A 22,280-nucleotide genomic window follows, 5' to 3' on the forward strand; every position below is an offset into this window, starting at 1 on the left:
ACAAATGCCCACAGGAATAAATCCTGAAGGCATCTGTTAGCTATTAGTATTTCCCTGTTTCCGCAGGTACAGCTGCAGGTTCCTGGAAAGCCTGGGGATCGTCAGTCCACGGGAGCATGCCAAGCAGCATTTTTCGCAGGTTCGTATGGGCTTTGGTCTTAAGTGTATCAGAAGGCTCATATCCGGGCCAAGTGCGCAGAAACGACGGCGCATAGTTGTAGATGACCGACCGCCTGGTCTCCTCTGTAAAATTATTCAGCGCGGAATGGTACGTGTAACCGTTGAAAATGACGGCTGTACCTCTTTTGACACTCATCCGGACATGCCCGGGCATGTCTTCCTGCTTTGCCACTTTGGGCAGGATTTCGTTTGGCATATGGACACTGCCAGGAAGAAAAGCGAGGCATCCGCCATCATATTTTACGTCTGACAGAAAATAAAACACTTTCGCCATGAAGGGAATCTTTTTCTCATTGATATAAAGAAGATTCCCGGTATCCCGGTGCCAACCGGTGTGGCTTTCCTTTTGCGGCGGCTTGATCAAGCCATCGTTATCGATCATGACAAATGAATGGCCAAGAAGGTCTCTCATGATCGACATCATCCGGGGATGCTCCATCAGTTCAAGAAACGCGTCATCATACTCAATGATCCCGCATACCTGCTGGACGTGATTCAATTGACCGGAGGCGGGGTTGTGCCCTCCTTTGGATTCCCAGACTTCGAATGCATGATCAAGCCGCTCGTTATGAAAGGATACCTCTTCCGGGGCCAGGAAGTCTTCAAGCACCAAATAACCGTCCCGCTCCCAGCTCAGTTTTTGTTCCACTGTCAGACCGTGCAGTTCCATCAATAATTCCTCCCCAAATTTATTGCGCTTCTTCCTTTATTGTATATTCAGCAGCAGGAAGAAAAAAGGTGCTTCATTGCTGAATATCTACCAAAAATTGCTGTTTTATTTGAAGGTGGCTGATCATATCCGTAGAGGGTGTGATCTGTTGAGTATGACTCTCTTGCACGCCTGAACGTTAAAAGCTCCAACCGCGAAGAAATTCGTGGTTGGAGCTTTTATGATAGGCGAAACCTCGCTATGGCGTTCCGAACTCCTGCTTATTATGGAGTAGGGGCAGGGGGGATTTTCAATACATCGCCGACCTTGACGTCATCGTTATCCGCCAACTGATTGTATTCCGCAATGAGCTTTATGTATTTGTCGGAACCGTAGTATTTCCTGGCAATGTTTGAAAGAGTGTCTCCTTTCTGAACGATATGTTCTTTTGCGGCCTCGTCCTTGCTGTTATCGGCGCCAGTCGGAGTCTTTACCGCAAGGGCGGGGATGATCAATGAGCTTCCCGCTTTCAATTCCTCGGTCTTCTCCAGCTTGTTATTCTTCGCAATCAGATCCACATAATCCTTCGATTGATAGAATAGCATGGAGATTTTATACAGGGTATCTCCGGCGCGGACCATATAGGTTACCGGCAAGGTGACCTTGGTGTAGTCGATATCCTGCTCCTTCCCGGGTGTTGAACCGGCATCTGAAGATAGGGACGGGATCTTGATGGTGTCTCCAACCTTCATATCATTAATAAATACGATATGGTTGTGCTCTGCCAAGAGATCGACATGCTGCTTCGAATGATAAAACTTCATGGATATCGTGGACAGCGTATCCCCTTTTCTGACGACATATGTAGCAGGAAGCTTCGTCTCCGGAACAGAGGGTGCTGTGTCCTTGCCGCCACTATTAACCGGCTTCCCGGCGGGTATTTCCTCTTGACTGTCGTCCGGGACAGCTGGTGCTCCTTGGCCTGCTTCGGCCGGTTTCTCAGTCCCGGCATTATCGGCAGGGACTTCGCCTGGATCGGGCGTTGTCCCGGATGTGTCCGAATTGCCGGATTCCTGATTGCCGTCCGGCTCGCTGTTTGAGGAAGCATTATTCTCAGCCGGTACATCCCCGGTCAGCGTATCGTTGCCAGAGCTGTCGTTCTGAGCTGGTTCATTCCCTGTTGTTTCATTTTGAGATGAAGTATTATTTTCTGCCGATTCATTGGCAGCCGGATCATTCCCTGCTGCGGTCTGCTTTTGTCCGGAGCCGGTTGGTGCTGTAAAAACACTATACAATATTCCGGAAATGATAATGAGCAAGGCCGCTGCTGCAAGCAGGATCATCAGGGTGGTTTTGTTCTTCCTCGTGCGTGTGGCTCTGGGACGGTAATCACTGCCTGTCGAGTCTTTGTTCAAAGCATGATCTTCCTTTCCTATTTTAAGAATCTCTTTCTTACACACCATCTATTTTACTATATTTATCTGTCCATAAACTGAACATAAAGAAAATCAGGAGATTGGCACTACGCCTGGGAAGGAAGATGATAGGACCAATGCCGCGAGCATTGCTTTTTATGCTTTCGATTTCCCGTTCTTGCCGAAGCTGCGCTTTATCAGGGTTATAACCGCTCCCAGGACTATGGGGGTGGTAGCAAGGACGTTGACGGCCGGCACGATGACGGACCAGGAGATCCTGGATTCCATTTGTGTCGAGAACATCGTCAACGACATAAACAACAACAGGAGTGTTAGCGGAAGTATGACGGAGCGGCTGTCCTTCAGCTTCAGAATACGGGCGATTCCCGAACTGAGCGCTATCAATGCGATGGTCGATTTGATATAAGAGCCTGCAATCAGCGTAATACCGGAAATCGCTTCGATCCTTACGGCAAAACCGGGTATCTCGAGCACGCGGGCCATCTCATACAAGGCGAAATTACGCTGGCCTGCCGCTTGGCCAAAGATCATGCTGGCGCATAGGACTACAGCAAGAAAGATAATCATATTGACAGCGTATGCGGAAATAAGCATTCTGCCCAGCGGCTCATTCCTGGCGGGGCGCACATAAAAAAGGAGCAGAGAAAATACAAATATCTCTGAATAAGGAAAACCATGGATGAGAATCGCACCATGCAGAACAGGTAAGGCGCCGCCCGTGAACAGAGGCAGTAAATGGGTTGGATGGTATTTCCCCAAATCAAAGACCAAAATGATCATGATCGTAGCCAGCATAATCAGAAGGGACAGAGAGAACATCCGTGCGGCCACTTCGATGCCCGCCAGCGCCGTAAGCGCGGAAACGAAGAGAATCAGGGAATGAAATATATACAAAGGGGTGTCAAGCATCATTGTGGTGGTAAAGAAGACACCTGCGCCAACAGTAATGTTGGCGATCATTAACACCATTACAAACAAAATGATTATCGTAAAGACTGATCCGATCCATCTGCCGAATACATCGCCAAGATACTGAATGGAGGACTTGTCCGGGAAGATGCGATGCAGATACAGGACACTAAGAAGTCCGGGAACTCCTGCGGCTGCAGCCAGGATTATGGACATCCAGGCTCCATTGCCGGCTGCACTGATGACAGGAGTCGGGATAAAGACAATCGAAGAGCCTAGTGTAAACGCAAGCAGCAGCATGGCCATTTGAGAAGGGCTTATCATTTCGTTTTGTTTCATGTCATCCTGCCCCCGTTCCAATGATCAATTCTGTTGAACACTTGGTATTATTTGCCGTTGAAACAAATTTATACAGAAGGAGACTCGCCAACGTCCATCTGCCTGATTAGTCGGAAAATCTATTTGACAACTGCTGCAGCGTATCCTATTCTAATTATGTTAGATTAATCTAATATAATTAGAATAGCCAAGGAGAGATTCGCATGAAGCTTAACCATTTGAACTTATGTGTCCATGACATTACAGAGGCAAGTGATTTTTTTCAGAAAATTTTTGACTTTCATCTGCTGGAGCGGAAGGGAGATGCCGTTGCCATCGTGAGTGACAGGGAAAGCTTCACCCTCGTACTGAGCAATACACGGGCATTCGGAGGTGAATCATCAACCTATCCTAAAGACTTTCATATTGGATTCTATGTCGATACTGCGGAAGAGGTGGACCGCTTCTATGACCGGCTTGCAGCGGCAAATATCGGGCCTGATCATGGGCCAAGAAAAATCAGGGATGGTTACAGCCTTTATTTCAATGCAATTGACGGACTTTTATTCGAAGTGACATGCCTGAATCGTTGATCAACCCTTACCAAAACAAAAACGGCAGCTAAACCCGCCCGGGCTTGAACTGCCGTTCCTGTTTGGAGCATGTTTATGGACTAAAGAACAGAGCGCAGATTTCAGCTTTCTACCCGAGGCGTGGTCGGATCGCAGTCCGGCACGGATATTTCCCCGGATTGTGCGAGCTTTCTCAAATAATAGCATTCTTCCCGGTACATATGATCCGGAAGAAGCGGATTCAAGCTGCCTAGCAGCTCCTCGCTCAAATCAAGCTGCTCCAATTCCTTCAAAAAGGCCATAAACATGGCCATTTCCAAATTAATGTCCCGATGGAACCGCACAAACGAAGGATACTGCTTTCTCATCGTCCGCAAATAACCGGCCAGTTCAATGGCTTTCAAATAAAAATCGCTAAAATGCTGTTCGAACATTTTGCTCTTGGCAAACAGCTGCCTCTCGACCAGGTCCAGGTTGCTTGCGATGGCTGAAGAATGAAAAGCGGCATCCGAGAGCCATAACAGATCATGATGAAGGGGAGGGTAATGCGGTACGGATTTGCCTGCAAGCAGTTCGTCAAGGATGCGAATATATTCTTCTATCTCGTTTACCATATGATTCAGAAAGGAAGGCGTAATGTTGATTTTGACGGCGCCAAGCAGGGATCGTTCCAGCAAATTCAATTTATAGCTGCGCAGGCTGACTGCTGCACGATGGGCAGAATGGTTCAATTCCGAAAGCTGCGAAGCGTCAAGCGGCCCCCGGGATCGTTCAAGCAGCAAATCGAACTGGCGAATGAATTGTCCCGATGCTTCGATATCCTTGTGTTCGACAGGGTATAGGGTGTTATGAATAAACCGCGAATGATCCCCCAAAATTTGCAGCCAAAATTGATGCTCGAATTGCGCTTCATGATCCGGCATGGCGTTCAACTCCCGCAGTTCATATGTTCCAATGTATGAGAGAATTCTCCGGGGTATTCATTTTCGCTTGAACGGCCGCATAAATCGCGGCAAAGCTTCGATTGAGAGAGCCACTACAAGCACCAAACTGGATATAATGGAAAACATGATAAAGTCTGGGGATTATTTGAAAGGAATCAAATATACCGCATACAATAGGCGAAAAATATGGCTGCTGCAGAAAATTCTGCAAGCAGCTTTATTCTTCTCTATTCATGATTCAAACGATTGTAACTCTAGTTATAAAATTTGACCAACTGATCCACCTTAACTGCCTGCCCTGTACGGATCGACTTGTTAGCCGCGGTGCCCGTCAGAAGGGAGCGCGCACCGTCGATATGATCGGCCGCTCTCACCAAGAAACATATCACGCTCTGCGGTCATCTAAAACTCGCAAATCCGTATATTGCGCCACCTGCAAGCCGCATTCGGCGCCCAGCGCGCTTCGCCCATGCCAGGATCGTTATCATGGATTTCGAAGGCGATGTGTCCTTTCGGACTGAGCAGATCCCGGACCGCCGCGGCGTTATACAAGGGGTGCTTCCTGATGCCATGGAAGCCGCCGATGCCATTGCCGTAAATACCACCTATATTTCCCGAACGGCGGTGATCCAGAAGGATTTGGAACCCTTGAGAACCGAGAGCAGATGCACGCACCAGAATGCCGGTATCCGCCGGCCAGTCGGGATGTGCCTCGAAGACCAACTCGAAATCGCCGTATACCCCATCGCTGAGGAGATAACCGCCGTAACCGCATCCGGGCGGATCCTGCCGTCCCGTGATTGCACCATCCTCAACAGTCCATTTTCCCGATGTTTGCGCGGCGCGTCGGTATTCCTCGGTCGTCGTATCCGGTCCAGGTTCGCCGGGGGCGCGGGGAATAGGCAAGCGAGGGACGAAATGCCAACCCGCGAGTGTTTTATCGTCAAAGATTGGAATGAACGCTGCGTTGTTTTTATACATGATGCCTCCTAGTGTATGTATTATTTACCATTAATCTCAGCTCGGTCAATGATCATCATCCCGATACATAGTGCCGTTTCATTGAATCGAATTGTAATTCCTTCTCCTCCCTTAACACGTTACAAGAGGATATCATTTCCAACGCAGATACCAGCTTTATAATTGTCGGAATATTCTATTTTGTGCAATTATATCATAAACACGTGTTAATGCTATAAAAAATATTAGACCCGATAAATAGTGTTTGTTTCCTTTTTTTATAAATTAAGGATTGACAGCGCTTTAATAGGCTATGTATTATGAGTACATAAACACGTGTTCACGAAAGAGGCTGACATCTTTGACATCATTGAAAAACGCAAAGATCAAAAACGAGGAGATAGCCCGGATAAACCAAGAATACGGCTGCAATAAAAAGGGCAAAGGGACATTCGGCGCCTCGCTGATTTCAACGATAAGCTAAAGCATCGAACGGGTTTTAAAGAGATCACGATTGGTCGGGCAGTCTGGTTTTCAGAAACTTGTAAAGAAAAATCTAAGATTTTTTATTCCGAAATAAACACGTGTTCAAAATATTTCTTTTTAGGGGGTTTTCAGGTTTCTTATCTCAAAAAATTAACACTCATTTACGAAGATGCAGCTTATGAGAGGGGTGATGTCGTAGTAGTTGGCGTCTACTGTTTGCGAAGATACCTGAGTGTAATCAACGACTGCATTTAATGGGGATTCACGCTGATCTGGCCTCGCAAGACAGATCACACAAAGCCGTCAAAAGGCAATAAGTTAATTATTACTAGATTACATTTACGTAATTTCTATGTGCAAATTAAAGGAGGAATTATACGTGAAAACGATGAAACCCAGAAGAGTTCTACCGCTCGTTCTGGTGGCTGCGCTCATGGTGCTTACCTTTTCAGCTTGTGAAAGCGCCTCCACGGGATCCAATCCAAGCACCAATGAAAATGCAGCCAGTACCAGCAATACCCCCGAAATTGACACTAACGGGAAATATCAGAAACCAGTGACAATGACATGGGCCGTTCAAACGGCGGCAGCTTCAAAGCTCCTTGATAACGAAACCTGGGAAGATAACCGCTGGAGCCGCTTAATCAAAGACAAGCTCAATATCGATCTCCAGGTTGCCTTCTCTGCCGACAGCAGCACCGACGCCTACAAAAACAAGCTGAATGCCGTCATTGCTTCCGGCGACCTGCCGGACATATTCAAAACGCAGGATGCTAATGTTTTTCTGCAGTTGGCACAGAATGGACAGCTGGCCGATCTCACCGATGTCTATAACAAATACGCTTCTGATTCGCTCAAGGAATATCAGAAAAGATTTCCTGATTCGTTTAAGGGCGCTACGGTAAACGGCAAGCTGTACGCCATACCGCGCATGAACGACAACTTCCACGAGGCGCCGTTCCTATGGATTCGTGAGGACTGGCTGAAGAACACCAATTCTCAGCCTCCGAAGACCATCGAAGAAATGGTCGCTCTTGCAGAGAAGTTCGCTACCGGCGATCCGGACGGTAACGGAATAAATGGCGACACGTATGGACTTGCCCTCAACAAGGATCTGATCAGACAAAACCACGGCAGTATTCTTGGTTTGGTCTCTGCGTTTGGCGTTCCCGGACGCGATGAAAGTATGTTCTACCGCGACGAGAATGCCAAGATGACTTTTGCCTGGATCCAGCCGAACATGAAAGCAGCGCTTTCCCTGTTGGCAGATATGTATAAGAAAGGCCTGATCAACAAGGAATTTACCAGCAAAGATGAATCCGCGCTGGTTGAAGATATTACCAGCGGCAAAATCGGTATGGCTTACGGCAGCAACTGGGGCACCTGGTATCCTTACAATAATGTTTACAAAAAGGATGGCGTTATCGTACATCCGTATTCCATTCCCACGGAGTCCGGTTACGATTATAAGATTGGTATCGAGAGCAACGCTGTCGGCCAGATGACGATGGTCAGCGCGGACTTCAAGCATCCCGAAGCGGCCATCAATATACTCAATCTGTACGATCAGACTGTCAATTACTCCACGAAGGAGGACTACCTCAAATACTGGGCGGATGAGCAGTACAGGCTCTCCCCAGTCTTTATCGATCAACCGGGCGAGGTTTACGCAGCTGATTTGCTGGAAGCCTTCGACAAAGGCTCCTCTGACGGCCTGCCCCCCGCCGCAAAGCCCTTATATGATTATATCGCTGGCTTTGAAAATGGATCTCTCGCAAAAGACGACAATGCCTTTGGTACCTGGGGCCAGATGTCGAGGTCAGGCTCTCTGCCGATTGTATTGAACAAGTATATTCCCGATAAGGCGATCGTCCAGAGCATCCTGGGAATTCAAAGGCCCGATGAGTGGTTGACGAATGTTGCTTCACTGGATACGCTCACGATCACAGCCTTTACCAATATCATAACTGGCGCTAAGCCTGTCGATTATTTCGATACCTTTGTACAGCAGTGGCTGAAGGCGGGCGGTCAGCAGACTCTCGACGAGCTTGACAAAATGTATCCGGCAAAATAAGTCATTCTCATTTAAGGACTTCGGCGGGATAATTCCCGCCTCAGTTAATTAAAAAAGGTTTGCCGCTATCCAGCGCTGTGTCTATCCGAACCGCAGGAAGCAGCTGGCCTTGGCCCAAATCATTTACAGGTGGTGGACAAAAGATGTTTGTAAATCTGAAACGTAAAGACAAGCTGTTAAGAGAGCTTCCCTTGTATTTGATGCTGCTCCCCGCGATCGTTTTGGTGGCTGTCTTCAGCTATGGCTCCATGGCCGGCGTTGTGATCGCGTTCCAGAAATTTATTCCGGCAAAAGGTATGTTCGGACACCAACAGTGGGTAGGTTTTCAAAATTTCAATACCTTGTTTTCAATGCCGAATATATGGCCGGTCATACGAAATACGGTCATTATTGCATTGTGTAAAATGATTGCAGGCATCATTGTTCCGGTCGTGTTTGCGCTGCTGCTCAACGAAGTCAGGAATATTTTTACCAAGCGCGTTTTCCAGACGCTGGTCTATTTGCCGCATTTCCTGTCATGGGTCATATTATCCGGTATCCTTATTAATCTTTTGTCGCCGAGCGCGGGTTTTGTAAATATACTTCTATCCAAGCTCGGAATTGAACCGATCTATTTCCTTGGCAATCCGAACATGTTTCCCGGCACGATGGTAGTGACCGATATGTGGAAGGCTTTTGGATTCGGATCGGTCATTTACCTGGCTGCCCTTACAGGCATAAACCCTGCGCTTTATGAAGCCGCAGTTATCGACGGCGCAAACCGTTGGCGGCAGACATTGCACATTACCCTGCCCGGCATTTCATCTATTATCGTGCTGATGACCGTGCTCGGTCTTGCCAATATCCTCAACGGCGGTTTCGATCAGATCTATAATATGTACAGCCCTGTGGTCTATTCCACCGGCGATATTTTGGATACATTCGTGTTCAGACTGGGCATTGAGCAGGCTCAATACTCGCTCTCCACGGCTGCAGGCCTGTTTAAGTCAGGTGTATCTATGATTTTTATCATTATGTCTTATTACTTGGCTGACAAATTCACAGGATATAGAGTCTTCTAGTGGAGGGTAGGACTATGAGAATAAAAGCTTCCATACCACGTAAAATATTCCTGGTTTGCAATACCGTTTTCTTGCTAATTGTTGCATTTGTATGCATAGCGCCGTTTATCAACCTGCTGGCGGTATCTTTCTCCGACAAAGTTGCAGTCGATGCGGGAGAGGTTACTTTTTTTCCGGTTGGCTTTACTACAATCTCGTATCAATTTATTATGAACACCTCGAAGTTTTTCATGTCTCTTCTGGTCTCACTCCAGCGGACGGCGATTGGCGTGCCGATCAATCTGCTGTTGATCATCCTGACAGCTTATCCTCTCTCGAAATCAACAGCGGATTTCAGGGCCCGGAGTATGTTCTCATGGTTCTTTGTTGTGACCATACTCTTCAACGCCGGTTTGATTCCTACGTATATGGTGGTGAGGAATACCGGATTGATCGATTCCATATGGTCTCTTGTTTTGCCTGGCGCGCTTCCCGTTTTCAGCATGCTGGTCGTGATGAACTACATGCGCAGCCTGCCAAAGGAATTGTTGGAAGCGGCATACATCGACGGTGCGGGTCATGTGCAGACGCTGATTAGAGTTGTTTTGCCGGTCTCGATTCCCACGATCGCGACAGTTACTCTGTTTTCGGTTGTAGATCATTGGAACAGTTGGTTCGACGGCATGATCTACATGAACCATATTGAAAACTATCCGTTGCAGACATACTTGCAAACGGTTGTCGTGAATCCGCAGGAATTTATGCGCAACAACACCGATCTCAGCGGCAATTTATCCAAATATCTGTCTATGGTTAGCGCCCGCACCACAGGCGCAGCGCAAATGTTCTTAGCGATGATACCAATTCTATGTATCTACCCGTACCTGCAAAAGTATTTCACAACCGGGCTTGTGATGGGCAGCGTAAAGGAATGATGCAGGAAGGAGCGAAAAATTGAAAGTATTTGTTACTGGCGGTACCGGGTTTATCGGTTCGTATGTCGTCAAGGAACTGCTTTTGCATGGTCATGAGGTCACACTCCTTGCCAGAAATGCGAACAAGGTCCCAGGTTTTGTGGGTCATGAGCATATCCGTTTCGTTACAGGACAAATGGACGATGCGAATGCCATCGCCAAAGGGCTTGCGGGACAAGATGCATGCGTCCATATCGCGCTTTCGTGGCCGGAGCAGGGCGGGTCAGCGGAGGAAATGTTAGTAAACGAAACGATGCCCTCTGTTCGCCTGTTCCAGAGAGCTGCGGAAGCGGGAGTAAACAAAATCATTTATACCTCTTCCATCGCAAGCTTTGGCACGGCGCCCAACAATGATAGGGGCTTTATAAAGCCAAAGACTTATTACGGCGCCACCAAGGCCGCGACAGAGGCTTATCTCTTGGCTATTGCCTCTCAGTATCAGCTTCAGGCAAATATCGTGCGGCCGGGTTATACCTTTGGCAATCCCTGCGTGGAGGGCGGGCCTCTCTATCCCGATCGAAAAATTGCAAATATGGTCAAAAGCGCCCTTGCGAACGAGCCCATGTCCTTTATCAAGAATGACGGTACGCAATTCATCTGGGCGGGCGACCTTGCAAAAGTATATTCAGCTTTGCTCCATTCCGATGAATTGGACCGCGGCTGCTTTACCGCTGTGAGCACTGAATTCCGTACATGGGCTCAGATCGCGCAAATGGCGGTAAATCTCCTTGGTTCCAAAAGTCAAATCCTTCTTGAGGACAAGGGCCGTCCCGAGCCTGAGGGCATACCCATAGATATCTCGCAAATCAAGAATACCTTTGGGTTTGCTTTCAAGGCTGATGAGTATATGAAGAAGCATATCCGATACTTGAGCACATTGGAGTTGTAAAAGAATTTTTAGTCCCGCACATTACCTGGATCGGCATGTGGAACGTCATGAAAGCGTTATAACTTAATTTACGAAATGGGGAAGGTATTTTCATGGAGAACAACATCAGCTTTGACGGCTTTATTCAGATCGCAATCGTAGTTAAAGATATCCAAAAGGCTGCTAAGACCTGGGCAAGATTTTTTAATATTCCCGTGCCTGAGATCCGCAATAATCCTCCTGCCAGCAACCCTGATTTGACGTATCGCGGAAAACCCGCTTTTTACGGACTCAAGCTCGCGAATATACGGGTTGGCAATTTCGTCATTGAACTGCATGAACCGGACGAGCACGACAGTACATTCCGCGAGTTCCTGGATAAGCATGGAAACGGCGTGCATCATCTGGGCTTCCAGGTTGGCGACAAGCGTGACGCAATTATCGGTGAGCTGGAAGAGATGGGATATGAGATGCGAACGATCGGTTATTATCCCGGCAGCAGCTGGACCATTGTCGACAGCGAGGACGAATTGGGCGTTAATTTGAACATCAAGCCCCGGGCGTAGCCTATTTCTTATCTAGGGAGATTAAACGATGAATACAGTGAAAGAACCCCACAAGACAGAAGGAAAAAATGTGATCAGTATCCTGGAAACGGTGGATGTTTATAGCGGCGAACGCAGCGTCCTGGCCGAATTCGATTTTCTCATTGAGGCACCCAATTGGACCCGCGACGGCAAGCATCTCGTATATAACAGCTTTGGCCGTCTTTACACTTTTGACCTCGCTACAGGGGAGAGTACAGCGATCGAATCCGGTTATGCGATTCGGTGCAATAACGACCATGTGCTTTCGCCCGATAACTCGCATGTCGCGGTTAGCCATCATACCTGCGAGGATGGCCGGTCCCGTATTTATATTTTCCCCTTGCAGGGAGGCAACCCGGTACTCATCACGCCAATGGCCCCCAGCTATCTGCACGGTTGGTCACCGGACGGAAACACGCTGGCATACTGCGCAGAGCGAAACGGCGAGTACGACATCTACACCATCCCTATAAACGGTGGCATAGAAACGCAGTTAACGGATTCATCCGGATTGAATGACGGCCCCGAATATTCACCGGACGGCAAGCACATATGGTTCAACTCGGTACGAACTGGCCTTATGCAGGTGTGGCGCATGAATGTCGATTCCAGCGAGCAAACGCAGATCACGTTCGATGAGAGCAATAACTGGTTCCCGCATGTATCCCCTGACGGAGAATTGGTGGTTTATATTAGTTATCACAAGGGCGATGTTGCTCCTGGCTCCCATCCCGCAAACAAAAATGTAGAAATTCGCTTAATAGGAAGCGCAGGCGGAGAGTTCCGTACGTTGGTCAAGCTGTTTGGCGGACAGGGCACCATTAACGTCAATTCTTGGTCACCCGACAGCAGGAAGCTGGCTTTTGTCAGCTACAAGCTGAAGGAATAGAGAGACCTCCTTGCGCACCGATGATTATATTCCCGATAACATCAAATATAGCGGAGGAATTTTTATGAAAATTTTTGTCACTGGCGGTACCGGCAATATCGGACAAAACGTTACTAAAGCATTGCTTGCAGCAGGTCATGAAATTGTACTGCTTACCCGTACTCCGGACCGGATTCCTTATTATCAAACCCTTCCGAACATAACCCTTGTACAGGGTAATATCCTTGAGCTGGACGTAATGGAAAAGGCGCTTCAGGGCTGTGACGCTGTTATACATGTCGCGCTCGGTTGGGGCAACGACCCGGTTGAAATGCTTGAACATGATACCAAAGTTACGCTGTTCCTAGCAGACGCCGCCGAAAGAGCTGGCCTGCATAAATTTATTTACACCAGTTCTACTGCTGCAATGGGTGATCTGCGCGACGGCATGGACGAAACTGCCCAGCTGCTTCCGGGCAACCTGTATGGTGCAACCAAAGCTGCATCCGAAATGTATCTGATGGGCTTTAATAGGTATTACAATGGCCAGGGCGTTAACGGAACCAAAACCAAAATAGCAAGAAATGTTATTCGTCCTGGCTATATTTTCTCGAATCCGGCTTATGAAGGCGGCGCATCCCAGTCTGATGTTCGTTTCTTAAACCTTGCAAAGGCTGTTCTTCAGAATGAAGACCTCACTTTTAACAAATTCGATGGCACTCAGTTCCTTTCCGGTAGACAGATTGCAGAACTTTACGTAAAACTGCTAGAAAGCGACTTCAATAACGAAACCTTTATGGCGCTGGGTAAAAAATTTGTTTCCTGGGCAGAAATTGCACAGCTTGCAATCGATTTGACCGGTTCTTCCAGTAAAATTATTATTTCGAATGCGGATGAAGAACGTAAACGATCCTATTATAATGCAAGCAAGATGGAAATTGTATTCGGATTATCCTTTGAAGGGGATGAAGATCTGAAAGATCACATTCAGTGGAACATTGATCGTGCACGCAAAATTCTTGCAGGGGAACAGGTTCATGACGTTTACCATGTCTGGTAAAGAGAAGTTAGAGCAACTTTACAATTGTTTAGATTAAAAAATAGATAGGAGAAGAAAAATGGAAAACACTATTCTTGGCACGACCCTTGTTTGTCAGATTGCAATGATCGTTCGTGATGTAGAAAAGGCTACCGGCCGATTTGCCGAGCTATTAGGCGTTCCCGCCCCTTCTATTATAATGGCTAATGAAGATGGCAGTGATACGGTTACCTATATGGGGCAGCCCACGAAAGGAAGGGTAAGGCTATCTTTCTTTCACATGGAGAATCTGGTTGTAGAGTTCATTGAACCAACAGAGGACCCTACTACATGGAAGGAATTTCTTGATACAAAAGGCCCTGGAGTCCATCACATCGCATTTAAGGCGAAGAACAGAATGCTTGAAACGGCAGCTAAGCTGGAGGAATTCGGCTTCCCGCTTATTCAAAATGGCGATAAATATGCTTATGTGGAAAGCACAGACGATTTGGGTGTCATTCTCGAACTTCTCGATATTGATTAAATTTTGATTATCGAACTGGCTCAGGATAAGCTAGGCACCACCAATAAAAGCTTGAGCATTTGAGATGACCGTATGGAGCTATATGATCTGGATTTTCTTTCAGGTCGTACTTTCTGGCTTCATGGTGGAAGACATTTTTGGCTAAGCCTACATCATGATAATAAAGGTTGAAAAACCTCCTAATCTCCAGATCACTACTACAAGATTTTGCTTCAAGTTCGGAGCTTCCCGACAAGAGGGAAAGCCCCTTTCACCGCTATTGCGGCAGAAGGGGCTGCTTTTTTTTGATTATTTATTTTTTACATCACCCCCAAGGGAGATACACCGGCAAAGTACCATCATAAATGTCTAAACCGCCTGATGATGATAGCCGAAACCGGGTCCACTGAAATCGGCCAGCCACCATAAAGAACATTTCCCTGGCAATATTAAACTCTCGTTTTATACACCCTCATAGCAAAGAAATAGGCTACAAGCAAAATCCCGACGCACCACGCAAGAGCGACCCATAAATCATTGCCCACCGGTTGCCCTGACAGTAGCGCACGAATAACCTCCACGATCGAGGTCACCGGCTGGGGTTTTCGGCTAAGGCGCGAACGACCGACGGCATCGACTCGGTCGGCACAAACGCCGAGCTGATAAACGGCAGGAAGATAATCGGGTAGAAAAAGGCGCTTGCGCATCCACCGTTTTGGCGGTCAGTCCGGCAATTGCTGCGACCCAAGTTAATGCCAGCGTAAATAGCACGAGTATGCCGACTACTGCAAGCCATGACAATATCCCAGCCGGCGAACGAAGCCCATAACGAGCGCTACGAGAATGATGACGAGAACCGATAGGGCGTTGGATACCAGCGAGGTCAGCACATGCCCCCAAGAACTAGCATTCCAGGATACAGAGGAAATTATTGACTTTTAAGTGTGGCCCGTAAAGTTTATCAAAAACCCGAAATAGCTTGATAATACTGGATTTTGCAGGTAACAACTATAGTGTCAGTGAACACAACAACTCAACAGTCGCCAGCAGTACAGGAATGGCAAGGCTGTTAAATGAAAAAAATGGATACCGCAAAAAAGCAATAAAGAGGCTGTCCGATCCTGTTACCTAAAATATTATAATCCTTGTGCCTTACGCTGCGTTATGTTTTATAGTAAGGATACCGGTAAATGTCCAGCGCGAATAAAGGAGAGGATAATGAACAAAACTTGGAAGGTCGGAGAGCTTGCGAAGCTAACCGGGTTGACGATCCGGACGCTGCGTTATTACGATCAGATAAACCTGTTTTCCCCATCGGGATTTTCTGCATCCGGGCACAGGCTTTATAACGAAGAGGATATATCCCGCCTGCATCAAATTCTGGCGCTCAAGGAACTGGATTTGTCGTTGGAAGAAATAAAATCGGTGCTGCTCGGACAGCATTATAGTCCCATCGAGGTTGTGTCCCAGCAGATTAAGCGTATTCACGATCATATTCTCATTCAGCAAAAGCTTCTGGGAGAATTGGAATACGTGCTTGGCTTGATGCGTACGAAAGAATCTATCTCTGTTGAAGAATTTACAAAACTGCTGCAGCTCATGAAAAAAAGTCATGAGAAGTTTTTTGCCGAGCGGAAAATGAACCTCGAGCGCAGCTTCGACCGGCTCGGCGAGTTTCTGGGCGAGCAGCCGGATGACCTGCCGGCAAAAAAGAATTAATTAGAGCGATGGTAATCAGCTGCAAACAGTATAAACGCAAACAGGCTGCCGGATTAAAACCGGGAGCCTGTTTGCGTTTGGGCCGAACTTTGCCAGTGCTTCAATTAAGGAAAGTCATTGATCGAAGGAGTCGGAGCTATTCCTTGAAGCCCAATTCCTGAGAAATATGAATCGCCGCTTCGCGTACTTTTTGGCCCATCGAGTTGAATTTGATGGCGGGCAAATCCTGTGACAACGAGGTTATGCTGATAGAGGCAACAATATTGCCTGATAAATCGTAAACGGGGGATCCAATACACCGGATGCCTTCTTCCATCTGCTCATCTTCAATGGAAAATCCGTGCTGACGGATAAATTGAACGTCCTCAAGGAGCTGCTGAGCGGATTTCTCCGCGTCCCGCATATCCGGAAACTCCTCTAAAGCATTGGCAACCTGTTCCCGGCTCATTCCGGCGGCCAGAGCTTTGCCCACTCCCGACAAATGCAGGGGCAGCGACTGCCCGATGAAGGTGGCAAAGCGGACGAAGCCGCTGCCTTCCACCTTGTCGATATAAACAGGCTGCTGTCCGGCGAGAACGGCAAGATGAGCCGTGTAAGGCGTTTGGCTGACAAGGCTTTCCAAATGGGGTCTCGCCATCCGGCGGATGTCGAGATCACGGAAATAGCTCATTCCCAGTAAAAATGTCGCATGCCCGAGTCCGTATCTTCCGTCGGCATGCCGTTCGACCATCCGGCTCCTGGATAATGAATTAAGCAATACAAAAACGGTTGATTTGGGAATATTCAGTTGAGCGTGAAGCTCCAGCGCCGACAACCAGCCCTGCTCCGCCAAGGCGTGCAGGATGAGTACCGCTTTGTCCAGGGCGGGGACTGAATAATCCTTTTTCGTACTTTTTTCCATAATTGAGCTCCTTTTTCAATTGCCATTCAGATTATTATTCATTATACTGAATTAAAGTCAGTATAGTAAAGTTGTAAATATGAAGCGTTATCCGAATCATCTATTCATAAAAATGCGTATTATTGGTATTTATCAGGGTTTACATCATAAATGTCAGTTAACTTGACATCGATTTTAGCTCGAGATATAGTCAGCATATAAGATTTATTTTAATATAGAGAACATCATCTCCTCCGAAGCACTTAATGGTCCGGTCGGTATTACGTTAACGTAAAAGGAGAGATTCGTCATGCTCAAAAAAAAGCGCAGATTGAATATGGCTGCTCTCACCATACTGCTGCTCTGCATTCTGATTCCTGTGCTTCTGCAGGGATATGTTCTCGGCAAGAACGCCGTGCATCGGACGGAAACGATCTACGATCAGTCTCTGTCCAAGAACATGGAATCGCTTTCTCTTAATTTGGACTTTTATATCAACCACATCAACGATTATATCCGCATTCTTTCACAGGACGAACAGCTGTACCAGATCATGCAGAAGCAGTATGCCAGCCAGGACAAACAGATCAGGGCGATCCGCGACCGGGTCAATTCATTTACCAAAATGTATCGTCTGAGAGTTCCGCTGGATGTGCAGATTATCAGCAGCTCGGGCCGTGTATACGGAAGTGTTCCCCTGCATGATACGGAGAGCGAAAGCCTCAAGCGGATTGTGAGCAGTTTTCCATGGTATGGCGACAATATTCCTTACGATAATGATGTAATGTATAACGATGTCGCCGATGACTTTCATGATTTGACGAACGACCACTCCCTCTACTTCACCAAAAATATAGTCAGCGGCACCAAGCCACTGGGTCTGCTTGTTGTGGCGATGAGAGAATCGCTCATTCAAGGCCTGCTTAATCAGCTGCAGCTCAATAATTCCACGCTGGTCTTTATCGGGAACTCGTCAGGCGATGTACTGGTAGCCGGTGAAAACGCCGATACAGGTCAGGACGCCAGGAATGTTTACCGCCAGGCTATTGTCCAGGCGCAGGCAAATGGCGGAGAGTACAGCAGCTTCCATATGGATTTGAACCACCGAACTTATCTTTGCTCTACCCACAACATCCCCTTCCTCTCATGGTATCTGGTTTCGATGACTCCAATGAATATGCTTGTCGGGCAAGCCAAGGCGCTCTGGATGTACACACTTGCGGTAACGGCTTTCTCAATTGTCCTGATTCTGCTGATATTGCAGCTGCTGACACGAAAGGTCATGCTGCCCATTCTGAATCTGTCGAAAAGAGTCAGGAAGCTCCGGTTCAACGATCCCGAGAAGCTGGCTGAGGAGCAGAAGAATTTTCGCTACCGGGGCATCGACGAAATCGAAATCCTCTTCTCCGGCTTCCAGCACATGCTGGGCCGCATAGGCGAGCAGATGGAAAAAATTAAAACCGACGAGCAGGAGAAAATGAATCTCAAATTAACGCTGCTCCAATCTCAAATCAATCCTCATTTCATGCATAATGCGATTAATTCCATACGTTGGATGGCTGTGATGAAAGGAGAGAAGTCGATCGCCCAGGCGCTCGTCAATCTCTCCGGCATGCTGCACTACTGTCTGGACAAAGCATTGTCGGTGAGAAGCACCCTTGGCGAAGAATTGGCTTACGTACGAAACTACATTGCTTTTCAGGAGAACAGGATGCTTCAGCCCATCGAAACCGATATTAGTGCAGAATCCGAAGTCCTGCATACGATAATTCCCAAGCTGACCCTGCAGCCTATCGTGGAGAATGCCATCCTTCACGGTTTCGCCGGCAGCGGAAGCTTCCGGATATCGCTGACATGTGTCAGACATGGCGAGTATGTCACCGTAACAGTCACGGATAACGGCGTTGGAATGGACGCTTTGTCGGTCAAGAAGCTGATCAGGGGTGATCCCGTCAAGGGGCAGAGCTCGGGATCAGGTATCGGCCTCATGAATATACAGCAGAGGCTTCGGCTTGAATACAACGACCGCTTCGATATTCGGATTGACAGCCTGCCAGGTCAAGGCACGTCGGTAGTGCTGACTATACCGTACGTAATCTGCGAAAGAGGTGAATCCGCATGAAAGTCATGATTGTGGAAGATGATCTTCTGGTCCGGTTGGGCATCAAGTCGATGATTGCCTGGGCGGAGCTCGGGATGGAGGTTGTGTGCGAGGCAAGGGATGGTGCGGAGGCGCTGGAGCTTTTTTCCGTGCATTTGCCGGATATTGCCTTGGTAGACATCGGTCTGCCCAGGATGGACGGCCTGGAATTTATCGAGCGGGTCAAACACTTGAGGCCGGACGGCGAGTTTATTATTTTGACCTGCAACCAGGATTTCGAGCTGGTCAGAAGGGCGCTGCGCCTTGGCGTCCGCGATTTTTTTGTCAAGTCGACGATGGAGATCGAGGAGCTGCAGACGATGCTGCTGGGGTTGTCGGACTTGCTCCGGAACAAGCAGCCGCTCGTCCGGGAAGACGAGACGGAGCTGCTGCAGCTGAGACAGATCAGAAAAATGTCGATGCTGAGGGAATGGCTTGAGGGTGTTTACAGCAGCGGGACCGGCTTCCGGGAAAAGCTGGAGGAATGCGGATTGATGCTGACGTCAGGCAGATGTCAAGCGTGGGTTATCCGGATGAATACGGCAGCCCGTCAAGGCAGCCCGCTGCTGCCGGCTGATCTGGTCCAGATCGGCCGAGCTGTTGAAACGATCGCGGGAGAGCTTTACCGCGGCCATGTGGTTGGCCTCGTCGAATATGTCCATGAACGAAGATGGCATCTGCTGCTTCATGCCTCCGGGCAATCGGAGCTGCCCGATGCCGGAATGCTGATCGATTCCATTCAGCGTTATCTGGGATTATCCGTGACCATTGCCGCGAGTGAACCCTTCGAAAGCTGGCAGGACTGGGGCAAGCGCGACGCAGATGCCCGTGAGATGCTCAGTCTGTCCTTTTACAATGAGGAACAAAATCTCTTCCGGGAGAAGCTTCCGGAACCGGCGCTCCCCTTGTCACTGCTTGCCTGGAAGAGGGACATCGTCCGGCAGCTGAGCTGTTTTCAGTGGGAGGATGCTGAACGGATGCTGGATATGCTGCCTGAATTGCAGCCGTATCCCAGACCGGCGCTGCTGCTTAATCTGCTCGCTGATGTGATGTTTCAGCTGAACCGCATCCGCGAGAGGATGGGGATTCGAACGGATCAGGAAGAAGGGGAGGGAGCCGGTGCTGTCCTGTCAGACTGCTGTACGTTATCGGCATGCGTCGAAGCCATCCGCAGCAGCATCAGAAATGCCGGAAAGTGGGGTGGGAGGGGCAATCATCGTAAATATGTGATCGAAGCTGTGGAGATGTACCTGGACGAGCACAGCTTCGAGGAAATCAGCCTGAACGGCGTCTCCGCTCTATTTAATATGAGTCCCGCCCAGCTGAGCCGTCTGTATAAGGAAGAAAAGGGATTGAATTTCAGTGAAGCGGTGCTGGCCGCCAAGGTGGAGCAGGCCGAAAGAATGATGCAAAGCGGCATGTCCTTGACCGATATCGCCGATAAGCTCGGTTATCTGAATCCCAGTTCATTTACCCGGATGTTCAAGAAAGCAAGAGGCGTGGCTCCGTCTTATTACACAGGATCGCAATCGCTGTAAAAAATGTCAAGCTTCGCGCAAAAATGGTCAAGTACCATGAAGAACCTGTGAAATGTGATAAGCCCTTACACCGATGCTGTCATTCTAATCCGGATGGCAGCCCTTTACAATGAAGATAACTTCAAGGGGCTGTTGATCTGTGGCCGGTGGCAGGATACCTTACGCCTGCTCCGGTGATAGTGCCATCAGCATCTTGAATATTCGCTCAAAGAGGGGGAGCATTTCATGAGGTTTAAAACCATTCTGACAGCAGCCGTTTCCTCAGTCATTGTATTGGCGCTGGCTGCCTGTTCAGGGTCTTCCGGTACGAAGGAAGGCTCCGGCGCAAATGGCGATTCGTCCAAGCAGAAGGTAAACATCGTCTTCTGGAATACGGGATATCCGACCGTGGACGAGAATAACAAGTCCAAGAAGAAAGAGGACTTCTACATCTATCAGGCGATCAAGCGCTATGAGACCGCGCACCCGGAGGTGTCCATCGAAGTGCAGGATGTGCCCTCCGGAGATGAGCTGTTCACCAAGTTTCAGACTGCCGGCATTGCCAAGAACGGTCCCGATATGACCGTCATCTGGTCGGGAACCTACATGCTGAGATTCAAGCAGTTTCTTGAACCGCTCAGCGGCTATTTTACCCCGGAGGAGAAAAGCAGGATTGTCGGCTGGGACGCGGGAACCGAAGGCTTCAAGGAGGGCGGCGAGGTATACGGCGTGCCATTCTCGACAGACGGGACCTTCGGGCTCCTGTACAACAAGAAAATATTAGCCGATGCAGGCGTCGACCTCGAGGCACACCCATTGAAGAATTTTAATGACTTCGAGGAGATGCTTCTCAAGATCAAGAGCAAAGGAGTGACTCCGCTCGGCCTGAAGGATCCGGATACGTTCTATCATATCCCTAATTACTGGATTGCCCAGACGGTAGGCTCAGCTGGTCTTGAGGATCTGGTCAGCGGCAAGAAAAATTTCTCCGACCCGCAGCTCGTTCCAATCATCAAAGCGTGGAACGACATGTATGCGAAGGACCTGGTTATTTCCGACCAGTCTGACCAGTCCCTGCAGCTGTTCTACCAGGGGCAGGTTGCCATGGTAGCCGGAGGCAACGGTGCTATCGCCAATGCCCGCAAAGCGCTGGGGGATGATCTGGGTATGATGAAGGTTCCCGATTTCAACGATCAGGTCCTCATTCATGACGGCGGGGTTGGCGGAGTCGGCGCTACATTCGTTGTAACCAATTATTCGAAGAAAAAGCAGGAGGCCGTCGACTTTATCAAGTTTCTGATGAGCAAAGAAGAGCAGGTCAACAAAATCGAGAGCGGTGAAGCGGGCTTATCCGTAGTCAAGGATGTCGATGTTTCGCAGATGGCATCCGAGCCGCTGATTCTCGAGCAGCAGGAGTGGGCCAATGAGCCGAGCACCATTTTCTGGCCGGATAATGTATACCCCGCTGAGCTGACCAGCGAAATCTCTTCCTTGCAGTCGCTCGCGATGACAGGCAAAATGACGGCCGAGGAGTTCATGGGCAAGATCGACCAAAAGCGCGATGAGCTGCTGAAAAGCAGCCGGTAAGCAATCGAAGGGAGTGCTTCCTCCGTTTGTC

Annotated in this window: 19 protein-coding genes and 1 pseudogene; 13 read left to right on the top strand and 7 right to left on the bottom strand. The window is 48.5% G+C overall.

Features of this window, described 5'->3' with window-relative positions:
- Positions 1-43: 43 nt before the first annotated feature.
- From ACFOLF_RS35640 to ACFOLF_RS35650, 3 genes are all read right to left on the bottom strand, one after another.
- Positions 44-850 carry a phytanoyl-CoA dioxygenase family protein gene (locus ACFOLF_RS35640; protein WP_210040253.1) on the bottom strand — a complete coding sequence of 269 codons (807 nt, stop codon included), beginning with the start codon at positions 848-850 and terminating at the stop codon, positions 44-46.
- Positions 851-1,113: 263 nt separating this feature from the next.
- Positions 1,114-2,244, bottom strand: coding sequence for a LysM peptidoglycan-binding domain-containing protein (locus ACFOLF_RS35645; protein ID WP_210040252.1), 1,131 nt, complete (start codon positions 2,242-2,244; stop codon positions 1,114-1,116).
- Between the two features lie 156 nt (positions 2,245-2,400).
- Complete coding sequence (locus ACFOLF_RS35650; RefSeq protein ID WP_210040251.1) at positions 2,401-3,513, bottom strand: GerAB/ArcD/ProY family transporter; 1,113 nt, start codon at positions 3,511-3,513, stop codon at positions 2,401-2,403.
- 203 nt (positions 3,514-3,716) lie between these two features.
- Between ACFOLF_RS35650 and ACFOLF_RS35655 the strand changes: the two genes are divergently transcribed.
- A complete protein-coding gene (locus ACFOLF_RS35655) occupies positions 3,717-4,085 on the top strand; it encodes a VOC family protein (protein WP_210040250.1) in 369 nt (122 codons plus the stop codon).
- A gap of 101 nt (positions 4,086-4,186) precedes the next feature.
- Here ACFOLF_RS35655 and ACFOLF_RS35660 read toward each other — a convergent pair whose 3' ends face one another.
- Positions 4,187-4,987: a DUF2935 domain-containing protein gene (locus ACFOLF_RS35660; protein WP_210040249.1), complete on the bottom strand. Its 801-nt coding sequence runs from the start codon at positions 4,985-4,987 to the stop codon at positions 4,187-4,189.
- Between the two features lie 423 nt (positions 4,988-5,410).
- Positions 5,411-5,989, bottom strand: coding sequence for a family 16 glycoside hydrolase (locus ACFOLF_RS35665; protein WP_210040248.1), 579 nt, complete (start codon positions 5,987-5,989; stop codon positions 5,411-5,413).
- 853 nt (positions 5,990-6,842) lie between these two features.
- On the opposite strand from ACFOLF_RS35665, the gene ACFOLF_RS35670 reads away from it, so the two are divergent.
- The 8 genes from ACFOLF_RS35670 to ACFOLF_RS35705 all read left to right on the top strand — a co-directional run bounded on the left by ACFOLF_RS35670 (position 6,843) and on the right by ACFOLF_RS35705 (position 14,427).
- Positions 6,843-8,528 carry an extracellular solute-binding protein gene (locus ACFOLF_RS35670; RefSeq protein ID WP_379113269.1) on the top strand — a complete coding sequence of 562 codons (1,686 nt, stop codon included), beginning with the start codon at positions 6,843-6,845 and terminating at the stop codon, positions 8,526-8,528.
- Positions 8,529-8,671: 143 nt separating this feature from the next.
- Positions 8,672-9,589, top strand: coding sequence for an ABC transporter permease (locus tag ACFOLF_RS35675; RefSeq protein ID WP_210040246.1), 918 nt, complete (start codon positions 8,672-8,674; stop codon positions 9,587-9,589).
- Between the two features lie 14 nt (positions 9,590-9,603).
- Positions 9,604-10,503 (top strand): carbohydrate ABC transporter permease, encoded by a 900-nt coding sequence (locus ACFOLF_RS35680; protein WP_210040245.1) that lies wholly within the window; start codon positions 9,604-9,606, stop codon positions 10,501-10,503.
- 19 nt (positions 10,504-10,522) lie between these two features.
- A complete protein-coding gene (locus tag ACFOLF_RS35685) occupies positions 10,523-11,431 on the top strand; it encodes an NAD-dependent epimerase/dehydratase family protein (RefSeq protein ID WP_210040244.1) in 909 nt (302 codons plus the stop codon).
- A 92-nt stretch (positions 11,432-11,523) separates the two neighbouring features.
- Entirely contained in the window at positions 11,524-11,976 is a 453-nt protein-coding gene (locus ACFOLF_RS35690; RefSeq protein WP_210040243.1) for a VOC family protein, read from the top strand.
- Between the two features lie 28 nt (positions 11,977-12,004).
- Positions 12,005-12,886, top strand: coding sequence for a TolB family protein (locus ACFOLF_RS35695; protein WP_210040242.1), 882 nt, complete (start codon positions 12,005-12,007; stop codon positions 12,884-12,886).
- Between the two features lie 64 nt (positions 12,887-12,950).
- On the top strand, positions 12,951-13,925 hold the full coding sequence (locus ACFOLF_RS35700; protein WP_210040241.1) for an NAD-dependent epimerase/dehydratase family protein: 975 nt from the start codon (positions 12,951-12,953) through the stop codon (positions 13,923-13,925).
- 58 nt (positions 13,926-13,983) lie between these two features.
- The gene (locus ACFOLF_RS35705) at positions 13,984-14,427 is read left to right on the top strand and encodes a VOC family protein (protein ID WP_210040240.1); all 444 of its coding nucleotides are present in this window, start codon (positions 13,984-13,986) and stop codon (positions 14,425-14,427) included.
- Between the two features lie 428 nt (positions 14,428-14,855).
- Here the strand turns inward: ACFOLF_RS35705 and ACFOLF_RS35710 are convergent.
- A pseudogene (locus tag ACFOLF_RS35710) lies at positions 14,856-15,305 on the bottom strand (ABC transporter permease); the annotation flags it as partial.
- Between the two features lie 319 nt (positions 15,306-15,624).
- On the opposite strand from ACFOLF_RS35710, the gene ACFOLF_RS35715 reads away from it, so the two are divergent.
- Positions 15,625-16,125, top strand: a complete 501-nt coding sequence (locus tag ACFOLF_RS35715) for a MerR family transcriptional regulator (protein WP_210040239.1) — start codon at positions 15,625-15,627, stop codon at positions 16,123-16,125.
- Between the two features lie 136 nt (positions 16,126-16,261).
- Here ACFOLF_RS35715 and ACFOLF_RS35720 read toward each other — a convergent pair whose 3' ends face one another.
- Positions 16,262-17,026 carry an IclR family transcriptional regulator gene (locus ACFOLF_RS35720; protein ID WP_210040238.1) on the bottom strand — a complete coding sequence of 255 codons (765 nt, stop codon included), beginning with the start codon at positions 17,024-17,026 and terminating at the stop codon, positions 16,262-16,264.
- Between the two features lie 289 nt (positions 17,027-17,315).
- Here ACFOLF_RS35720 and ACFOLF_RS35725 point away from each other — a divergent pair, with 289 nt between their 5' ends.
- The 3 genes from ACFOLF_RS35725 (at position 17,316) to ACFOLF_RS35735 (ending at position 22,249) form a co-directional block, all read left to right on the top strand.
- Positions 17,316-19,127, top strand: a complete 1,812-nt coding sequence (locus tag ACFOLF_RS35725) for a sensor histidine kinase (protein WP_210040237.1) — start codon at positions 17,316-17,318, stop codon at positions 19,125-19,127.
- The gene (locus ACFOLF_RS35730) at positions 19,124-20,683 is read left to right on the top strand and encodes a response regulator transcription factor (protein WP_210040236.1); all 1,560 of its coding nucleotides are present in this window, start codon (positions 19,124-19,126) and stop codon (positions 20,681-20,683) included. The genes ACFOLF_RS35725 and ACFOLF_RS35730 overlap by 4 nt, the downstream gene beginning before the upstream one ends.
- Before the next feature lie 225 nt (positions 20,684-20,908).
- Positions 20,909-22,249, top strand: coding sequence for an ABC transporter substrate-binding protein (locus tag ACFOLF_RS35735; RefSeq protein ID WP_210040235.1), 1,341 nt, complete (start codon positions 20,909-20,911; stop codon positions 22,247-22,249).
- Positions 22,250-22,280 lie beyond the last annotated feature (31 nt).

This window comes from Paenibacillus sepulcri (assembly GCF_042647105.1).
GTDB classification, from domain to species: domain Bacteria; phylum Bacillota; class Bacilli; order Paenibacillales; family Paenibacillaceae; genus Paenibacillus_Z; species Paenibacillus_Z sepulcri.

What these genes read in the sequence shown, in the direction of transcription:
- ACFOLF_RS35640 (WP_210040253.1), bottom strand. Translation starts at nt 850, where the DNA reads ATGGAACTGCACGGTCTGACAGTGGAACAAAAACTGAGCTGGGAGCGG.
- ACFOLF_RS35650 (WP_210040251.1), bottom strand. Translation starts at nt 3,513, where the DNA reads ATGAAACAAAACGAAATGATAAGCCCTTCTCAAATGGCCATGCTGCTG.
- ACFOLF_RS35655 (WP_210040250.1), top strand. Translation starts at nt 3,717, where the DNA reads ATGAAGCTTAACCATTTGAACTTATGTGTCCATGACATTACAGAGGCA.
- ACFOLF_RS35660 (WP_210040249.1), bottom strand. Translation starts at nt 4,987, where the DNA reads ATGCCGGATCATGAAGCGCAATTCGAGCATCAATTTTGGCTGCAAATT.
- ACFOLF_RS35665 (WP_210040248.1), bottom strand. Translation starts at nt 5,989, where the DNA reads ATGTATAAAAACAACGCAGCGTTCATTCCAATCTTTGACGATAAAACA.
- ACFOLF_RS35670 (WP_379113269.1), top strand. Translation starts at nt 6,843, where the DNA reads ATGAAACCCAGAAGAGTTCTACCGCTCGTTCTGGTGGCTGCGCTCATG.
- ACFOLF_RS35675 (WP_210040246.1), top strand. Translation starts at nt 8,672, where the DNA reads ATGTTTGTAAATCTGAAACGTAAAGACAAGCTGTTAAGAGAGCTTCCC.
- ACFOLF_RS35680 (WP_210040245.1), top strand. Translation starts at nt 9,604, where the DNA reads ATGAGAATAAAAGCTTCCATACCACGTAAAATATTCCTGGTTTGCAAT.
- ACFOLF_RS35690 (WP_210040243.1), top strand. Translation starts at nt 11,524, where the DNA reads ATGGAGAACAACATCAGCTTTGACGGCTTTATTCAGATCGCAATCGTA.
- ACFOLF_RS35695 (WP_210040242.1), top strand. Translation starts at nt 12,005, where the DNA reads ATGAATACAGTGAAAGAACCCCACAAGACAGAAGGAAAAAATGTGATC.
- ACFOLF_RS35700 (WP_210040241.1), top strand. Translation starts at nt 12,951, where the DNA reads ATGAAAATTTTTGTCACTGGCGGTACCGGCAATATCGGACAAAACGTT.
- ACFOLF_RS35705 (WP_210040240.1), top strand. Translation starts at nt 13,984, where the DNA reads ATGGAAAACACTATTCTTGGCACGACCCTTGTTTGTCAGATTGCAATG.
- ACFOLF_RS35715 (WP_210040239.1), top strand. Translation starts at nt 15,625, where the DNA reads ATGAACAAAACTTGGAAGGTCGGAGAGCTTGCGAAGCTAACCGGGTTG.
- ACFOLF_RS35720 (WP_210040238.1), bottom strand. Translation starts at nt 17,026, where the DNA reads ATGGAAAAAAGTACGAAAAAGGATTATTCAGTCCCCGCCCTGGACAAA.
- ACFOLF_RS35725 (WP_210040237.1), top strand. Translation starts at nt 17,316, where the DNA reads ATGCTCAAAAAAAAGCGCAGATTGAATATGGCTGCTCTCACCATACTG.
- ACFOLF_RS35730 (WP_210040236.1), top strand. Translation starts at nt 19,124, where the DNA reads ATGAAAGTCATGATTGTGGAAGATGATCTTCTGGTCCGGTTGGGCATC.
- ACFOLF_RS35735 (WP_210040235.1), top strand. Translation starts at nt 20,909, where the DNA reads ATGAGGTTTAAAACCATTCTGACAGCAGCCGTTTCCTCAGTCATTGTA.